Origin of the sequence: Cellulosilyticum sp. ST5, from assembly GCF_046529625.1 — a bacterium.
Lineage (GTDB): Bacteria > Bacillota > Clostridia > Lachnospirales > Cellulosilyticaceae > Cellulosilyticum > Cellulosilyticum lentocellum.
Genome location: NZ_CP132338.1, coordinates 3,078,309 through 3,095,644 on the forward strand (window position 1 = coordinate 3,078,309; position 17,336 = coordinate 3,095,644).

11 protein-coding genes and 1 pseudogene are annotated in these 17,336 nt (G+C 33.7%); 2 read left to right on the forward strand and 10 right to left on the reverse strand.

What is annotated here, in order from left to right:
* Positions 1-79: 79 nt before the first annotated feature.
* Positions 80-1,546: an L-fucose/L-arabinose isomerase family protein gene (locus tag QTL86_RS15065; RefSeq protein WP_410497313.1), complete on the reverse strand. Its 1,467-nt coding sequence runs from the start codon at positions 1,544-1,546 to the stop codon at positions 80-82.
* A 57-nt stretch (positions 1,547-1,603) separates the two neighbouring features.
* Positions 1,604-1,798: pseudogene (locus tag QTL86_RS15070) on the reverse strand (DUF4867 family protein); the annotation flags it as partial.
* 207 nt (positions 1,799-2,005) lie between these two features.
* Between QTL86_RS15070 and QTL86_RS15075 the strand changes: the two are divergent.
* The gene (locus tag QTL86_RS15075) at positions 2,006-3,181 is read left to right on the forward strand and encodes an ROK family protein (RefSeq protein ID WP_410495292.1); all 1,176 of its coding nucleotides are present in this window, start codon (positions 2,006-2,008) and stop codon (positions 3,179-3,181) included.
* 274 nt (positions 3,182-3,455) lie between these two features.
* The gene (locus tag QTL86_RS15080; RefSeq protein ID WP_410495293.1) at positions 3,456-7,589 is read left to right on the forward strand and encodes an endo-1,4-beta-xylanase; all 4,134 of its coding nucleotides are present in this window, start codon (positions 3,456-3,458) and stop codon (positions 7,587-7,589) included.
* A 191-nt stretch (positions 7,590-7,780) separates the two neighbouring features.
* Here QTL86_RS15080 and QTL86_RS15085 read toward each other — a convergent pair whose 3' ends face one another.
* The 8 genes from QTL86_RS15085 to QTL86_RS15120 form a co-directional block, all read right to left on the reverse strand.
* Positions 7,781-8,353, reverse strand: coding sequence for a GNAT family N-acetyltransferase (locus QTL86_RS15085; RefSeq protein ID WP_410495294.1), 573 nt, complete (start codon positions 8,351-8,353; stop codon positions 7,781-7,783).
* Between the two features lie 1,042 nt (positions 8,354-9,395).
* On the reverse strand, positions 9,396-10,205 hold the full coding sequence (locus QTL86_RS15090; RefSeq protein WP_013655554.1) for a response regulator: 810 nt from the start codon (positions 10,203-10,205) through the stop codon (positions 9,396-9,398).
* Positions 10,177-11,913, reverse strand: a complete 1,737-nt coding sequence (locus tag QTL86_RS15095; RefSeq protein WP_127065546.1) for a sensor histidine kinase — start codon at positions 11,911-11,913, stop codon at positions 10,177-10,179. The genes QTL86_RS15090 and QTL86_RS15095 overlap by 29 nt, the downstream gene beginning before the upstream one ends.
* 96 nt (positions 11,914-12,009) lie before the next feature.
* Positions 12,010-13,665: an ABC transporter permease gene (locus QTL86_RS15100; protein ID WP_410495295.1), complete on the reverse strand. Its 1,656-nt coding sequence runs from the start codon at positions 13,663-13,665 to the stop codon at positions 12,010-12,012.
* Positions 13,658-14,776 carry an ABC transporter ATP-binding protein gene (locus QTL86_RS15105; protein WP_410495296.1) on the reverse strand — a complete coding sequence of 373 codons (1,119 nt, stop codon included), beginning with the start codon at positions 14,774-14,776 and terminating at the stop codon, positions 13,658-13,660. The genes QTL86_RS15100 and QTL86_RS15105 overlap by 8 nt, the downstream gene beginning before the upstream one ends.
* A gap of 88 nt (positions 14,777-14,864) precedes the next feature.
* Positions 14,865-15,944 carry an ABC transporter substrate-binding protein gene (locus tag QTL86_RS15110; protein WP_410495297.1) on the reverse strand — a complete coding sequence of 360 codons (1,080 nt, stop codon included), beginning with the start codon at positions 15,942-15,944 and terminating at the stop codon, positions 14,865-14,867.
* A gap of 227 nt (positions 15,945-16,171) precedes the next feature.
* The gene (locus QTL86_RS15115) at positions 16,172-16,993 is read right to left on the reverse strand and encodes a hypothetical protein (RefSeq protein WP_410495298.1); all 822 of its coding nucleotides are present in this window, start codon (positions 16,991-16,993) and stop codon (positions 16,172-16,174) included.
* Positions 16,994-17,105: 112 nt separating this feature from the next.
* Positions 17,106-17,312, reverse strand: a complete 207-nt coding sequence (locus QTL86_RS15120; protein ID WP_410495299.1) for an S-layer homology domain-containing protein — start codon at positions 17,310-17,312, stop codon at positions 17,106-17,108.
* Positions 17,313-17,336 lie beyond the last annotated feature (24 nt).

Sequence of the window (17,336 nt, forward strand, 5' to 3'; positions counted from 1 at the left end):
CTTTCTCAACTACCTTTTTTATTTATACTAAAGAATTTCATCAAATAATTCTTTTTCCTTAATTTCTTCTCTCTTTCTATTAACAAAAAGGATTTTCTGTAGGATACCTTACACCCTTAGGTTGGTTATATCCTATTTCATCTATATCTACTCCGATATATTTAAATACCTCATATAACGTTTTTCCGAACTTACCAAAAGCAACTGCTCCATGATGAGGATAATTCTTTTCAATGAGAACATGACGATAGAATCTTCCCATTTCTGGAATAGCAAAGATACCAATAGCACCAAAAGAACGGGTTGCAACAGGTAATACCTCTCCTTCAGCAATATAAGCTCTTAGCTTTGCATCTGAGGTACTTTGTAATCTGAAGAATGTAATATCTCCCGGAATAATATCTCCCTCAAGTGTTCCTTGTGTTACTTCTTCTGGTAGACTTCTTGCCATAATCATTTGATATTTCATAGCACAGAATGAAAGTTTCTTAGTGCTTGTATTTCCACAATGGAAGCCCATAAATGTATCTTTTAGTGTGTATTCAAATCGACCTTTGATGTCCTCTTCGTAAATATCAGATGGTACTGTATTGTTAATATCTAATAAAGTTACTGCATCTTCGCTAATGACTGTTCCAATAAATTCACTTACTGCTCCATAAATGTCTACTTCACAGGACACTGGGATTCCCATACCTGTTAAACGACTATTCACATAGCATGGTACAAATCCAAATTGTGTTTGGAATGCTGGCCAACATTTGCCCGCAATAGCTACATATTTTCTAATCCCCTTATGTTCTTCAATCCAATCTAATAATGTTAATTCATATTGAGCTAGCTTAGGTAAAATTTCAGGTTTTAAATTGCCATCCCCTAATTCTGCTGCCATATCCTTAGCAACTTCTGCAATACGTGGGTCTCCGTCATGTTTTTTAAATGCTTCAAATAGGTCAAGTTCTGAGTTTTCTTCAATCTCAATCCCTAAGTTATAAAGTTGTTTGATAGGTGCATTACAAGCCAAGAAATTTTGTGGCCTAGGTCCAAAAGAGATTACCTTTAAGTTATTAAGTCCCACAATAGCTCTGGCAATTGGTACAAATTCAGCTATCATCTCTGCTACTTCACTTGCTGTACCAACTGGATATTCTGGTATGTAGGCTTTAAGATTGCGAAGTTTTAAATTGTAGCTTGCATTTAGCATACCACAGAAAGCATCTCCACGACCTTGCACTAAATCTTTGCCGGTTTCTTCTGCTGCAGCCACATACATAACAGGTCCATCAAAATACTTCGCAATTAATGTTTCCTCTGTTTCTGGGCCAAAATTTCCCAGGTAGACTACTAAACCATCACATCCTGCTGCCTTTACTTCTGTTAATGCTTTTTCCATATCTTTTTCTGTCTCGACCACGGTAGGGCATTCATAAATTTCTCCTTTATATGCTGCTACCACTGCTTTCCTTCTATTTTCGGATAAAGACATAGGAAAACAATCTCTGCTTACTGCAATAATACCTAATTTTACTTCTGGTAGATTCTTCATCATGCTATTAATTCCTCCTGATATTTTTATTGTTTTTAAAAGTAGTTTAAAAAGTAATCATAATATAATATTTTTACCTTTTAGCCCAACAAAAGCACCTTCTTTTTCTAATCCTGCCTCAGAATGAGCTATAAGCCATTTATTACGTGCAAATAACAAGCGATCTTCTTTGATATTGTATTCTTTTTCAATAACTGTGTTAGTTCCTTTAGGTAATACAACAACACACTTAAATCCTTGTTCATTTATATTCTTAACTTCCATTTTCTCCTCCTTAAACATAATTAGTTTAGTGGATAAACTATAATTTATATATAACACTTATTTCTTGAAGCTGCAATATTATTTTTTATAACTTGTATTTTTAATTAATAATCTCATTATTTTCTCTATACTTCTTAGGGTTTTCATACTTTTAAACCTATGCTAATATAATCAATAAAACTAGGAGGACAATTTATGCCTATAGGTAGTCAGGAACTTATTCGTGATATTAATTCGCGTCTTATACTTACTCAACTTATAAATAATGGTCCTATGTCTCGTGCCGCCTTATCCAAAAATCTTGGCCTAACTAAAGCAACTATTTCAGCTATTGTTCAAGAGCTTATAGATAAATATCTTATTACTGAGTTGGGTAGTGATAATACTTCAAGAGGTAGAAAACCCATTTTACTTTCTTTCAATCCGTATTGTGGTCATAGTATTTCTATTAATTTAGAGTATGAAAAACTCACCTTGATGACCTGCTACTTAAATGGAGAGCAGGCTCAAATCCATCATTACAACAATAATAGATCTGACTCAGAAATAGTAAGCTATCTTATTTCCATTATTCAAGAGCAACTTGATATACTTCCCTCTACTCCTTATGGCATTGTGGGGATTTGTATTGGTATTCATGGTGTCGTTAGTCAGAACCAAATTACATTTGCTCCATATAGTCCATATTGTGATATTGACTTTTCCACTTTATTAGAAAAGCACTTTTCTACTTCTGTTTATTTAGAAAATGAAGCTAATTTATCCATTATTAGTGAAAAAGCATTTTGTTATCACTACCCTAATATGGTAGGTATTAGCATCCATTCAGGAATAGGATTGGGGCTTATTATCAACCATGAACTCTTTTCTGGCTTTAATGGTAATGCCGGTGAATTCGGACATACCATTGTAGAAGTCGATGGAAAACCTTGTCCTTGTGGTAACTTAGGATGTTTTGAGCAATATACTTCTGAACGTTCTCTGCTATTAGATTTTACAGAAAAGAAGCATTTACCTACTGCTAGTATAGAAATGTTAATTGAGGCTTATCGTACACAAGATCCTATAGCAATCGAAATTATTCAAAGCTTTATTAAATATATGGCTATAGGTATTAATAATATTTTAAATGTGCTTAACCCCAATGTTATTGTCATCAACTGTGCTCTCACTACTGAATTTCCACTTTTGCTTGAACAAATCTCAGCACTTTTAAAAAATAGAATGCATAACTTCTGTCATCTTGTTCCTTCAAAATTACAAGGGACTTCCGTTCTAATAGGTGGCGTTTGCATTTGTACCAAGCATTTCTTAGGCTTGCAGGATTTAGATTTTAAAATTAATTTTTCTCATGAAATACTTAAGGAGTAGGAACCATTGGTTCCTACTCCTTTTTTATTAAGAAAATATTCTTTTTTACCTAAATGACTATTTTTAGCATTCCTGCAGAAAAATAGTTATTATTAATAGTAATTTAGTTAAATTGATATAATTATTAGTGATTTTCTCTTTAATTAGTTGGTATGCCTTTAATTTTCTGAATGCTATGATTAAATATGTATAAGATTTTATTTATTTTTATTTGTGTAGAGTCAACTTGCACAATTTTTCATTGAAACAAATTTATCAAAGAAGGAGAATGAATATGAGTCTACTAAAAAAAAGGATAGCTTATCTCACAACTTCAACTTTACTTGCAAGTTCAGTGCTTGGAATAACACCTTGTCTCTTTGCTAGTTCAACGCCAAGCACTATCACCTACAATTTTGATGGAGGTACTGAGGGCTGGATAGCAAGAGGAGATGCGCAGGTTACTACAACCAGTTCTAGCCTCACCATTGATTCAACTAATCATTGTTTGTATGTAACAAACAGGACCTCTAATTGGCATGGTGTTTCAAAAGAGCTAAAAGATACACTTAAAGCGGGTGAAACCTATACATTTAGTGTCTATGTAAAATATGATGAAGGTGCAGATACCGAATCACTTAGCTTAACTTTAGAAACAGGACTAGAGGAAAATGGTTATATCACTATCGCTAGTAATTCCGCTGTATCAAAGGGTGAATGGACCCAGCTAACAGGTGAAGTTACCGTACCAGAAGCTGCAACCAAAGCTAATGTTTATATGGAAGCAGCCAACGCTGATCTTAGTTTTTATGTAGATGAGCTTAAAATCACAGGTTCATTTGCTACTGATTCTCCAGAGGTTCCTAATGCTCCCCTTACTACTTGGGATTTTGAATCAGGCCTAGGTGATTGGTCAGTCAGAGGTTCAGGCGAAGCAACAGCAGAAGTTTCTACTACTGCACCTCATGGCGGCAATCAGTGCGCTTTTGTATCTGGTCGTACACAGGATTGGAATGGTATCCAAGTCAATCTAACAAATTCAGCTAAAAAAGGTGGCAAATACACCTTTGAAGCTTGGGTAAAATATGATGCAGCCGACGAAGGCACTGAGCAATTCGTTCTAGCATTACAATATGATGCTGAAAGTGAATCTAGCACTCAGTATAAATGGATTACTAATGCTGATGTCAAAAATGGTGAGTGGACTAAATTGCAAGGTGAATATACCTTACCTAAAGACTTTACTGACATTTCTCTTTACATACAAGTTAATGGTAGTACAATTGATTTTTATGCGGATGATATTACAATGCAAGGTGAGCCCGAACTAGATATAGAAATTCAAAAAGATATTCCTTCTTTGAAAGAAGTGTATAGTGATTATTTTAAATTCGGTACGGCTATTGCTTCTAATAACTTAAATGACCTAGAACAAGAGCTAGTACTCAAACACTTTAATAGCATCACTCATGAAAATGCTTTAAAACCAGAATCAATTTTAGACCATGCTGCCACTATAGCGTATATGAATGCTAATGGTGATCAAACACATCCTCAAGTTACCTTAAGTTCCGATGCTAAAGCGACTTTAGATTTTGCTAGGGATAATCATATTCCTGTAAGAGCCCACGTTCTTGTATGGCATTCACAAACGCCAAACTGGCTATTTACAGAGAATTACTCAACAGAAAAAGATGCTCTTGTTGTTTCTAAAGAAGTGATGAAACAAAGGTTAGAAAACTATACTAATGCTTATTTCAAATTATTATCAGAAGAATATCCTGATGTTGATTTTTATGCTATTGATGTAGTCAATGAAGCTGTCAACCCAGACCGCCCAGATGGTTTACGTGCTCCTGCCACAGTAGCTACTACTTCTGGTGATGATGATAATGATGAAAACGCTAATAACTCTATGTGGATGACAACCATTGGTGCTGAATTCATTGAAGATGCTTTTACTTATGCAAGGGCTGCAGCTGACCAATATATGCCAAATGTAAAACTTGCATATAATGACTATAATGAGTGTGATTCTAAAAAAACTGAAATTATATATAGCATTTGTAAGGATCTTTACGATAAAGGCCTCTTAGATGTTGTTGGTATGCAGGGACATTACAATATGTCTTCACCAAGTACCTCCCAATTTGAAAATGCACTGCTTAAATATGCTTCAATTGGTGATAATATTGAAATTCAAATTACCGAATTAGATATCACTCAAGATGATACTTCTGAAGAAGGATTAATTAAACAAGCTTATCGCTATAAAGGATTCCTTGATATTATGAAAAAACTAGATTCTGAAGGTGCTGCAAATATCACTTCCTGTGTTGTGTGGGGTGTAAAAGATGATGAATCTTGGAGAAGTGAAAGACTCCCTCTTCTTTTTGATGCTGACTATCAAGCTAAACCTTCATTCTGGGCAATCACAGATTCAAGCAAACTTCCTGTTCTTGCTCAAGAAGTAAAAGCTTATAGCCTAGGCAGCAAGGATTATACTCATGCTTTTCTAATTCAAAAAGGTACTGCTTTAGAAACAACTAGTGGTACTCAAATTGCTTCCTATAAGGTGGCTTGGGATGCAAATAATATTTATGTTAATGTCATTCCTGCTGAAAAAGGTAAATCTGGCACTGTAAAAGTATTCGTTGACGACAATAGCATTTCAGCTAACCTTACTGATAATACCGTGATTCAGATTCCTTTATCAGAGGCAGTTTCTGAGAGTGATACTTTAAGCTTTGATCTCTTTGTCCAAGTTGGAGACGAAAAAGCTACTTGGAACAATCTAGCTTATGATGGTACCTCTACACCAAATAAATCTAATTTTGGAAAACTATTACCTACTAAGGCTCCTCATTTCGCTTCTGCCATCAAAGGCACACCTATTATTGATGGAAAAATTGATGAACTTTGGAGCAAAGCTGAAACCATCAATGTTGATACCTTCTCTGTCGGCACCTCTGGCGCTACTGCTACTGCCAAGGCTCTTTGGGATGAGAATTACGTTTATATCTTAATGGAAGTTAAAGACAGCTTATTAAGTAAAGCAAGTGCCAATACCTACGAACAGGATTCAGTTGAAATCTTTATTGATGAAGATAATGCCAAATCCACTTCTTATGAATTAGGAGACATTCAATACCGTGTCAACTTCGATAATGAACGTTCTATCAACGGTGCTTCTGATGCAGACAGCTTTATTACAGCAACCCAAATTATTGATGGTGGTTATATTGTGGAAGCTGCTCTTCCTTCTCGCATTGCTGCCTTCACTAAGAATCAAGTTATTGGGTTTGATTTTCAAATTAATGATGATGCAGATGGGAATGGCAAGAGAGATAATGTATCTAACTGGAATGATTTAACTGGCAATGGTTGGTCAAGTACAGCTGGCTATGGTGTTTTACAATTAATCAAACCTAATACTACAAATGATTCAGGTTCTGGGTCTGGGTCTGGTACTGGGTCAAGCTCGACTTCTACCTCAACTACATCCGTTAACAAAACTCCTGACCAAATCATCGCGTCTGCTTTATCCGACAATACAGCACTTGAATTATCTATTGGCACTACTCCTATTACTATTAGTCAAAATTCAATTGAACAGTTATCTACTCAAGAGAGGGCTTTAGTATTGAAATCTGGAAAAGTAACAGCAACAATAACACCTGCCTTTATCAATACTAATCTCTCTAATGCTAATAAGATTTTATCTTCATTAGAAGTATCTATGCTACCAGTATCAGATACATTATTTACCTCAATCAAAAATCAATTAGCAAAAGATAATAACTTGTCTATAGTTGGTACTTCAGCTAACACGAGTGTTATAAATATTAAAGGACATAGTAGCCTTTCAACATTTACCGAACCATTACTCCTTAGTGTCGATTTAGAGAATGCAACCATTACTGATTCTTCTCACTTGACTTTAGCAAGAGTTAGTGAGAATACTGATGGTACTTTCACATTCACTCAACTAGGTGGAGACTACCAGTTAAATAATCATACTCTTACCGGATATGTTACTGAGCCAGGTACTTATATTGTTATTGAAAAGAAAAACCTTATTAAGTTAAACTTAATAATTGGCAAAACTACAATAAACTCTAACCAGTCTACTAGTATTACCAGTGATACTGCTCCTAAAATTGTAAATGGTACAACTATGGTACCTCTCCGTTTTGTAGCAGAACAACTTGGTGCAGACGTTAAATGGAATGCAGTAAATAAAGAAATAACCTTATTACTTGACAATCAAAAAGTAATCTTAAATATGGGCAAAGGTCAAACCTCTTCTAACCCAGAAGCAATACTTGAAAACGGTAGAACTTTAGTTCCTCTTAGATATGTTTCTGAAAATCTTGGCGCTAATGTCCTATGGATTCCAAGTAGTAAAACCATTGAAATTGTAAAATAAGCTTCTCAATTCCCCCTATCGTAATATATAATAAAATAAGCTTACTGAAGGAATCCTCCCTTTCCAGTAAGCTTATTTTTAATAAGTACACTTCTTATTACATAATTCCATAGCACAACTAGTGGTTCCTATACACTCTAAACTAGTAATAACCAATGGCATTAAAATGCTACTCACATTTTTAATACACTTTATATATCACTCACTCTATCCTTACTTTCATGCTTCAAAATAGAATAATAGAGTCTATCTTTGTAGTGTCCCTCTATAAAGAAGAAGTCCCGTAAGGCTCCCTCATATCTAAATCCACATTTCTTAATCACTCTTTCAGAAGCTTCATTTCCTTGTCGATGACAAATTTGCACCTTATGTAGATTAATTTTCTCGAAGCCGTAGTCAATAACAGCCTGAGTAGCTTCAGTTGCTAATCCTCTTTTTTGAAACTGTCTTCCTATACAGTACTCAGTCTCAGCAAAATGATTTTGACTATTCACCATAAAAAAGGCTATTTGACCAATACATTCTTTGCTCTCTTTAAGAATAATCGCCCAGCGATAAATATCCTGTTTTTCATAAGCTTCTATATATTTCTTTAGAAGTCCAGTAATCTCCTCCTTTGTTTCATAAACAGGCTCTCCATACATACCTTGTACTTTCGGGTCACTTACCCAATTCTTCTGCATTGCCTCACTGTCTTCATATGTAAATCTTCTTAATGTCAAACGTTCAGTATTTATTATCTCTGTACCACAATGTGTTAACATATATTCTTTCCTCTCTATACTTTATTTTTGATTTGTTAAATTCTTCTTATATTCTCGACTTATCATATTCCTACTTTTATAATTTGTACAACAAATCATATATAATATCAATTCATATTACCAATCCCTATGCTGAATAGTATGATAACTAAAAGCTATACAACAAAAAGCACCTTTTCGGGTGCCTTTCTTTTCTCATATACTCACATTTTACTACAGACACACATTATCAAGAACTAAACATTATCTCATCCCTATTTTAAAAATTTTCTGTTATTTATGCAAATAGCCTAGTATACTTTTTAATTAATGTCAATTTAAATCATAGATTTGTATACATCTTTTAATATATTTCAACATTGCTTGTATGGCATTAAATTTGTTAATTTAATTTTAAACGCAAAAAAACACCCTTTCGGGTGCTCTCTTCTCACCTCTCAAATATAAGCACAAAGTTCGTGCTTATCATGTATTAGTGCAAATTACGCACTAATCAAGAAGAAATACTACAACCATTTAACCTGCTACCATAGGCATTAAGAATCTCTAAGCTTTGCTATAAGTAGTCATGCAACTACCCATAGTTTATACGGCATTAGCGTTTGTTTCCAAACGTTATCCCCTGCATAGGACAGGTTATCCACGCGTTACTCACCCGTTGGGCACTAATCTTGGAGAGCAAGCTCTCTCAGTTAGTTCGACTTGCATGTGCTAAGCACGAAGCTAACGTTCATCCTGAGCCAAGATCAAACTCTCATATGAAATTTGATAATAAGCTTAGTTGTTTTGGCTTGAGCTTTATGCTCATTTACTTGTACATAATAACTTTAACCTAGGCATCGCGTTTTGAAGCTGTACTCATTTACTTCTTACAAAGCTTAATGAATCGACTGGTTTTATGATTACTATTTTGTTTGCAAAGTTCATTATTTACATTACCCTCAGCAATAAGCATTTTGTTATCATGTGATACTTGACAATTGTCAACTATTTTAGAGCTATTTTTATGCATAAATTTCTTTAATTTAAGAATAAAACCATATTATTTCACTGGTTTTTGAATGAGCAATCCTTCACCCTTTACAAACTCAGTAGGTGCAATGCCTGTATACTTTTTAAACACCTGACAAAAATGCTTATACTCATTAAACCCCGTCATATCAGATATTTCATATACTTTATGTGTTCCTTCATTAAGCAGTTCTATAGCTTTTTGTAGTCTACACTTATGTAATATTTCTAAAAACGTCTGAGAAGTTTCTTCTTTAAGCTTTCGACTTAAATAGCTACTACTAACTCCTAGTTCTTCAGCTATGCCTTCTATGGTTAACTTATGATTATAATTTGTTTTGATGATACTTAAGGTTTTCTCCACATAAGGATTACTTGCCTCTTGGCGCTCGATATAAATTTCAAGATTACTCAGTTGTATCTCACTTTTATCTTTTGTCTTCTCCAACCAATTACTATAGGTACGTTGCTCGTATATTTCTCTTCGCATTTTTTCAACAATATTCTTTAATGCCTCTTCATCTACTGGCTTCAATAAGTATCCATATACTTTGAGGTTTATTGCCTTCTGGGCATATTCAAACTCCGAATAGCTGGTCAGAATAATACTCTTAAAGTCTCCTATGCTTTTAGCTGCCTCTAACATTTGAATCCCCGTCATTTTAGGCATAATGATATCTGTAAAAACAATATCTGGTCTAAGTTCTTGTATTTTTTCTAATCCCTCCTGCCCATTCCTAGCCTCACCCACAATGATGCACCCCATACTTGTCCAATCTAAAGTATGTATAAGGCCTTTCCTAATCATATCCTCATCTTCCACAATTAAAACCTTCAGCATCCCGCTCCCTCCTTTTATTGATTGGTAATATTATTTTTACAACCGTACCTTGGCCTACTTCACTTTTTATATCTATACCGTAAGCCTTACCATACATTAATTGTATGCGTCTGTGTACATTGTATATCCCAATATGAATGGATGGATTACTCTCCTTTTTGAGTAGCTCTTGTAACTCCTGCAACACTTCTAATTGCATGCCTACGCCATCATCATAAATAACAATTACCAAATCATCCGCCAAAAAACTTATTTTCATCCTAACCATCAGTTTCTCCTTATCTCCAAAACCATATTTAATTGCATTTTCTATAATAGGTTGAAAAATAAGTTTAGGGATAATACAGTCTTCCGTTCCTCTTTCCATATAAACGGTGTAGTTAAACCTTTCATGGAAACGATATTTTTGAATCAGTAAATAGCTCTTCGTATATTCTAAGTCTTCAGCGATTGTTACATCTAAAATAGTGTTGTTAATGCTATACCTTAATATAGAAGATAAGCTAACAATCATTTTGTTTACAGCTTCTGGTTCTAGTTTTGTCATATATCGAATATGCTCAAGGGTATTAAATAAGAAATGAGGATTAAACTGAGATTCTAGTTGCTTAATTTCTGCAATGCTTGTTTGCCTAATTTTTTCTTCATTACTGACAATAAGGTCCTTAATACTAGCCAGCATCAAATTATATGATTCACCTATTATTTCAAATTCATCATAGGACTTAATATGTAAAGTTACATCTAAATTACCTGCCTGTACTTCTTGAAATGCCTCTACCACTTTGTCAATAATCTTAGTTTTTTCTTTAGTGATTTTTTTTGCTACTTTTAACATCACGATACTTAAAAAAGCTAAAATACCAGTAAAAAAGATGCCTGCCCAAATAAAAACATTATATAAGTTTCCGATGGCCGTAAATGTATAAATGTTTAATTCTCCTTGGATAATGCTACTTGCTTGTTTATAATATCTCTCTCCCTCTATGGTAATATAGCTATTTTCTGTTTTAAATTCATCTTTTATCTTATCTAAAGAATTAGTAAAACCTGAACAACTAGCTAAAAACAATTTATCATATTCATCCGTCACCATAATGTGGGTAATAGACGTCCCTGATGTTTTTACAAATTCATCTCCATATAATACAAATATCAAATATCCCTTAATAATATGATCTTCTACAATTGCCTTTCCTATGAGAAGCTTTGTACGGCTTAAATTATCTTTATAGATTTTATTACACTCTAAAATTGCCTGCCTAGGATAAGCGTTCATTCTTTTAGTAATCCCCCAAGATATCTGGCTATCCTTTGGGATAAACGCAGGTATTTCTCTAGTGCTCCCTGCTAGCATTTGAAAGTTTTTATCTAAAACATAAAAATCCACTTCTTCTTCTATACTATTAGTAATATGGTATAGTTCTTGATAAGCATCACTTTTATACTTGGGGTCCTTAAGTTTTTGATAAAAGCGGGTATTCTCCGTAAGCTCAACTGCTTTACTTATAAAATCATTAACAACCCATTCTAATTTCTCTTGCATTCGCGTATTCTTATCTTCTGTCTGAAAAATGATGGTATGATGCCAAATAGCAAATACCACACCATAAGTAATTAAGGCAATTACTGCAATAGGAATAAGGGCATAAACAACAAATATACGATAAATAGCTTCCTTAAAATATCGTGGTCTTTGTTGTTTCATGCCCTCACCTCATTTCTTTACATAAGTTTTCGACTCAAACAAACATTTTTTAATATTTTATTTTATTATACATTTTTCATCATAATATGTCATGTATTAAATATTAACATCTTTACTTCCTGATAATTTAAAGAAAATGAGAAGTGAAATAACAGTTGTTACAGTTAGTATGGTTGATAGAGCTGCTGCGGTACCATAACTCGCCCTAATAACCTCCGTATAAATTGCTACTGACATGGTTCTTGTATTACCTGTATAGAGAATAATGGATGCGCTTAACTCATTAATAACTGTAATCCAGCTCAGAATTGCACCTGCTAAAACACCTGGAAGCATCATGACTGCTGTTATCTTAAAGAAAGTGCGAACAGGAGAATAACCTAAACTAATAGATGCTTCTTCCATACTTGGACTAATTTGATATAAAATAGCTGCACTAGAACGTAGTGTATACGGCAACCTTCTAATAACAAAAGCCACAAGCATGATAATAACTGTTCCACTTAATAACAATGGCCTTTTATTAAAAGCTAGTAATAAAGTAATACCCAGTACAGAACCTGGAACAATGTAAGGGAACATTGTTACTGTATCAATAATACTCGTAAAAATATTCTTCCTACGTGTAGATAGATAAGCAATAAACATACCTAATAAGATGATAATGATAATGGCAATAATACCATAAATATAACTATTAGCAATTGCTTTTCCAGCATTCTTTAAGACTGATCGATAACTGTCTAAAGAAAAACCTGAAGCAAACATAGAGCCTTTTGTTTTTAAGAAAGATGTATAGATAACTGTAAGCTGAGGAATAATAGATAAGAATACTAAAATATAAATAAATGCATGCATTAAGAAACCACTTATCCCCTTAGCCTCTTTGGGCTGAATAGGACGTAATGAACTCATTGTGAATGATTTTTTATTAACCACATATTTCTGAGCCATAAAAAGTAATGCTGTAATCAATACCATAATGGATGCCATTGCTGCTGCAAAATTTGCTTGCCCACCTACTTCACTAATAAACTCCGAGTAAATAATGACTGGCATAACACTAAACCCTTCTCCAATTAACATAGGTGTTCCGAAGTCTGCTAAAGCATTCATAAAAACTAAAAGGGCACCTGCTAATACGGTTGGTAAAATCAGTGGAATGATAATGGTAATAACTTTTTTAACAGAATTACAACCAAGACTTTCTGCTGCTTCACTTAAAGAAACATCTATTTTTTTTAGTGCACCAGACACGTAAAGGTAAATAAAAGGATATAATTTCAGGGTAAATACCAGTAAAATTCCTCCAAACCCATAAACCGAGGGTAGTTCAATACCAAATGTGTTAAGAAAAAACTTAGTAATCACACCACTTCTACCACCTAATAAAATCCATGAGTAAGCGCCAATAAATGGGGGTGATAGCATAGAGATAATAACCAATACCTCTATTAATCCTTTACCTTTAATCTTATAGCAAGTCATAAAGTAAGCAGTAGGTGCACCAATTAATATGGCTAAAAATGTTACGCTAACTGTTACCTTAAAGCTGTTAATCATAGACTGATAATAATACTTTTTCTCAAAGAATTTAGCAAAATTACTTAAAGTAAAAGCACCGGTCTCAGCATCTTGAAAGCCACTTATAAATAATGAAAAGAGTGGATAGATCAAAAACAATGCAAATATCGCCATAATGACTAGTGTCATCGTGCTCCAGAAATCCCATCTGATTTTTGCTTTATTCATATGCACTCACATCCTTAATTAGACTTTGACTGCCATCGTCTGTAAAAATATTAATTTTAGACTTATTAGGAGCTAGAGTAATGGTTTCACCCACTTCATAAGTTCTCTCAGCATGCCCTATGTCTTGTGAATACTCAATAGAAGGCTGTCCTGGTACAATCATATCCTCCTCAAATGCTAATTCATAATTTACATATTTACCTAAAAAGGTTTTACTCTTAATAGTTGCACTAATACCTTTATCAGCAATAGCAAACTCTTCTGGACGCACTGCAATAATTACATTAGCTTTATCTCTAGTTTCTTCAACCAAGGTATCCATCTTCATCTCATACCCATTTCTAAACTTCACAAAAACACCTTCATTAGTTGCTGTTAATACACCCTTAAATAAATTAGAATGTCCTATAAAAGTAGCTACAAAAATATTAGTTGGCCTGGTATATATTTTATATGGTTCACCTACTTGTTGAATCACTCCTTCTTTCATAACTGCAATTCTATCAGAAACCGCTAAAGCTTCTTCTTGATCGTGGGTTACATAAACGGTTGTAATGCCTACCTCCTTTTGTACATCACGTATAGCACCTCGCATTTCCACTCTTAACTTCGCATCTAAATTAGACAGGGGCTCATCCATTAATAGCACACTAGGATGAATAACTATAGCACGTGCCAATGCCACACGTTGTTGTTGTCCACCTGAAAGCCTTTCTGGTAAACGATCTTGATATTCCTCTATCTTTACTACCTTTAAAATTTTATCTACTTTTTCCTTCATCTCTAGTTTATTTAATCTTCTCAATTTCAATCCATATTCTACATTCTGTCTTACTGTAAGATGCGGAAATATTGCATAGTTCTGAAATACCATACCAATATTTCGTTTATGTGCAGGAATATCATTAATAACTTCCTCTCCAAACTTAATAACGCCACCTTCTATACTATTAAAACCAGCTATCATCCGAAGTAACGTTGTCTTTCCACAGCCTGATGGACCTAGTAATGTAAAAAATTCGCCATTTTTAATTTTAATAGATAAATTCGGGATAACTGTCACATCTCCATATTTTTTTACTACCTCTTGGGCACTGATTGAAACACTCATTGTATCCCCTCCTCGTTTATATTTAGTTGTAATAAAGCCCACATAGGATATCCCAATGTGGGCCATAATTTAACCTTGTCTACTAGAACTATTGAGCACTTGTAAAAATATCTTTAAATTTATCTAACCACTCTTGTTTTTTCTCTACTACAAGTTCTTCATCATCATAAATTAAATTAATATTTTCCAATTTTTCAAGCCCTGCTGGTGCTGGTACATCTTTTCTTACAGAACGGCGATTAAGTTGCTCAATTATAATGGTTTGTGCATCTTTACCTGTTACAAAATCAATGAATTTCTTAGCATTTGCCATATTTTTAGCATCCTTAATAATATAAACGCCATCTGGTTTAGAAATAACGCCCTCTTTCATATAAACGAGCTTAACAGGTGCACCGTCAGCTACATATTTAGCTCCACCTTCCTCAAATGTAAGCCCTACTGTATATTCTCCATCAGCTACACCCTTATATACTGCTGAAGAACCACTTAGCAATTTGCCATCTAAGTTTTCACATAATTTCTCTACGTAATCCCACCCATCTTCAGGATTACCATTTCCCATTGCATAAAGCATATTAATTAAATGTTCATAAGAAGATGAAGATTTAGACGGATCACAATGAGCAATTTTCCCCTTTAACTCAGGATTTAATAAATCTTCATATCCTTCTATTTTAATATCACCTATAAGATCTGTATTTACCATAATAACGCTAGGGATATTAGTAAAACGAGTTAATGGTCCTTCAACATTCTTCATATTATCATAAACATATTCTTCATTAATGGATTGATAGTTTTCAAATAAGTCTTGTTGAGGCTTCATTGTAGAAAGTGAACCACCCCAGAAAATATCTCCAAGGGGATTACCTTGTTCAGATTCAACTCTCTTTAGAAGTTCTCCAGTACCAGCAGCTACTACTTCCACAGAAATACCTGTTTGTGTTTCAAATTCACTTACTAACGGTTCAATAAATTCAAGTGGATGTGGGCAATAAATAACCAAGTCCTTCGTTTCTGGATCCGTTTGTTCCTGTTGTGTAGCTTCTGTTGTAGCTTTCTGTTCAGGTTCACTACTTGTGGTTGGTGTACTGGTAGTTCCACCACATCCTACCATTGAAACAGCCATCATAATACTTGTAACTAGCACCGCAAATTTCTTCATATTACTTCCCCCCTAAAATATTATTTATTGATTTTATTTTAAATTTTTTACCATTTTATCTCAATCCCAAAAAACCTTTAAAATATCCTTAAAACTGAACACATTAATCTCATAAATGGTAGTATGCAAAAAAGACACCTTTTCAGATGCCTTTTAACTTGCTTTTTGTTCTGTTTGCATGTTGCCTGCTTCTTTTGAAACTAAGTTGCTTATTATACCGTGTACAGTTATTTATTATTTTTTCCTCTCAAATCAATCTTTACCCACTTGACATCTTCATGTGTTTCCTGAATTATTTTATTTAATGTATCATTCTTGTCTACAATAGATTTTTTATCTTGATGTATATCAATGTATGAAATCGTATTAGTTAAATGATTTAATGGTATATCCTCCCCTTGCTCCAGCACATTTGACTCAGGCATTTTTTCATCACAGTACATCTCATTACCTGGAATAGGCTCCTTTTCAATTTGCTGACTTCCACTCTGGTTAGCCATTAATAACTCTAAGTCAGGTAAAATATTTAAAATTTGTTGTATACGTTTATCAAATATTTGTCTGTCCATTGGTTCATTGCAATAATCACTATAGACTTTCATTTGATATTCAAATAGACATTTTTTCATTGCATTTAAAAGCATTTCATTTACAGCACTATTACTACCTTTATCAGATAAAATTTCTTTATATATAATGATAATTTCTTCATTATTAGTTAGTGTCTTATTTTGCAAAAGAATCGGTGTATTTAAAGTACTACAGACATACTGTTTATGAGTCTTTTCTAACTCTTCAATAGGAATAATAACTTTTATCTCTGGTGCCAAAGGATATTCATCATAATCACCTATGCATATAGGTTCATCACCTAATTCAACGCTTCCCATCCCCTCAAAACTTACCTTTACCCAATGTGTATGTCTTCTCTTCCTTAAATTATTTTTCATATCATTCATTCGTATCATCAATTTAGCTAACTTTTTATTGGTAATCTGCAAAGAGCCAATGGCTACTTCATTTGCTGACTTTATTACAGATATTCTCATTTTATTTATCTCCTTACTGCTCCATCATTCACTCTTTGTTATACAAAGTTTTTCATTTTATATCTTAAACTATAGTTGTTTTACAGTAAAGAAGTAATCCGGACTAGATTCACTAAAAAACAGCCTCATTTACTAATTCAATAAAACGTTTAGTTACTTTAGTACCTTCGGCACATGATACAACTGATTTTGGTTCAAATTTGTTACCGTTTTTACCGCCCATTGCACCAGGCATTTGTGCTCTTTTAACAGCTTCTTTTGCCCAAGCACTGATTTTATTGTTATCTGAGAAGTTATTTTCTGCTTGATTTTTAGGCATTCTAAATTAAATGCTTTTACATAA

Coding starts and splice junctions, on each gene's coding strand:
- QTL86_RS15085 (WP_410495294.1), bottom strand. CDS start 8,353: ATGTTAACACATTGTGGTACAGAGATAATAAATACTGAACGTTTGACA.
- QTL86_RS15090 (WP_013655554.1), bottom strand. CDS start 10,205: ATGCTGAAGGTTTTAATTGTGGAAGATGAGGATATGATTAGGAAAGGC.
- QTL86_RS15110 (WP_410495297.1), bottom strand. CDS start 15,944: ATGAAGAAATTTGCGGTGCTAGTTACAAGTATTATGATGGCTGTTTCA.
- QTL86_RS15100 (WP_410495295.1), bottom strand. CDS start 13,665: ATGAATAAAGCAAAAATCAGATGGGATTTCTGGAGCACGATGACACTA.
- QTL86_RS15065 (WP_410497313.1), bottom strand. CDS start 1,546: ATGAAGAATCTACCAGAAGTAAAATTAGGTATTATTGCAGTAAGCAGA.
- QTL86_RS15115 (WP_410495298.1), bottom strand. CDS start 16,993: ATGAGAATATCTGTAATAAAGTCAGCAAATGAAGTAGCCATTGGCTCT.
- QTL86_RS15080 (WP_410495293.1), top strand. CDS start 3,456: ATGAGTCTACTAAAAAAAAGGATAGCTTATCTCACAACTTCAACTTTA.
- QTL86_RS15105 (WP_410495296.1), bottom strand. CDS start 14,776: ATGAGTGTTTCAATCAGTGCCCAAGAGGTAGTAAAAAAATATGGAGAT.
- QTL86_RS15075 (WP_410495292.1), top strand. CDS start 2,006: ATGCCTATAGGTAGTCAGGAACTTATTCGTGATATTAATTCGCGTCTT.
- QTL86_RS15120 (WP_410495299.1), bottom strand. CDS start 17,312: ATGCCTAAAAATCAAGCAGAAAATAACTTCTCAGATAACAATAAAATC.
- QTL86_RS15095 (WP_127065546.1), bottom strand. CDS start 11,913: ATGAAACAACAAAGACCACGATATTTTAAGGAAGCTATTTATCGTATA.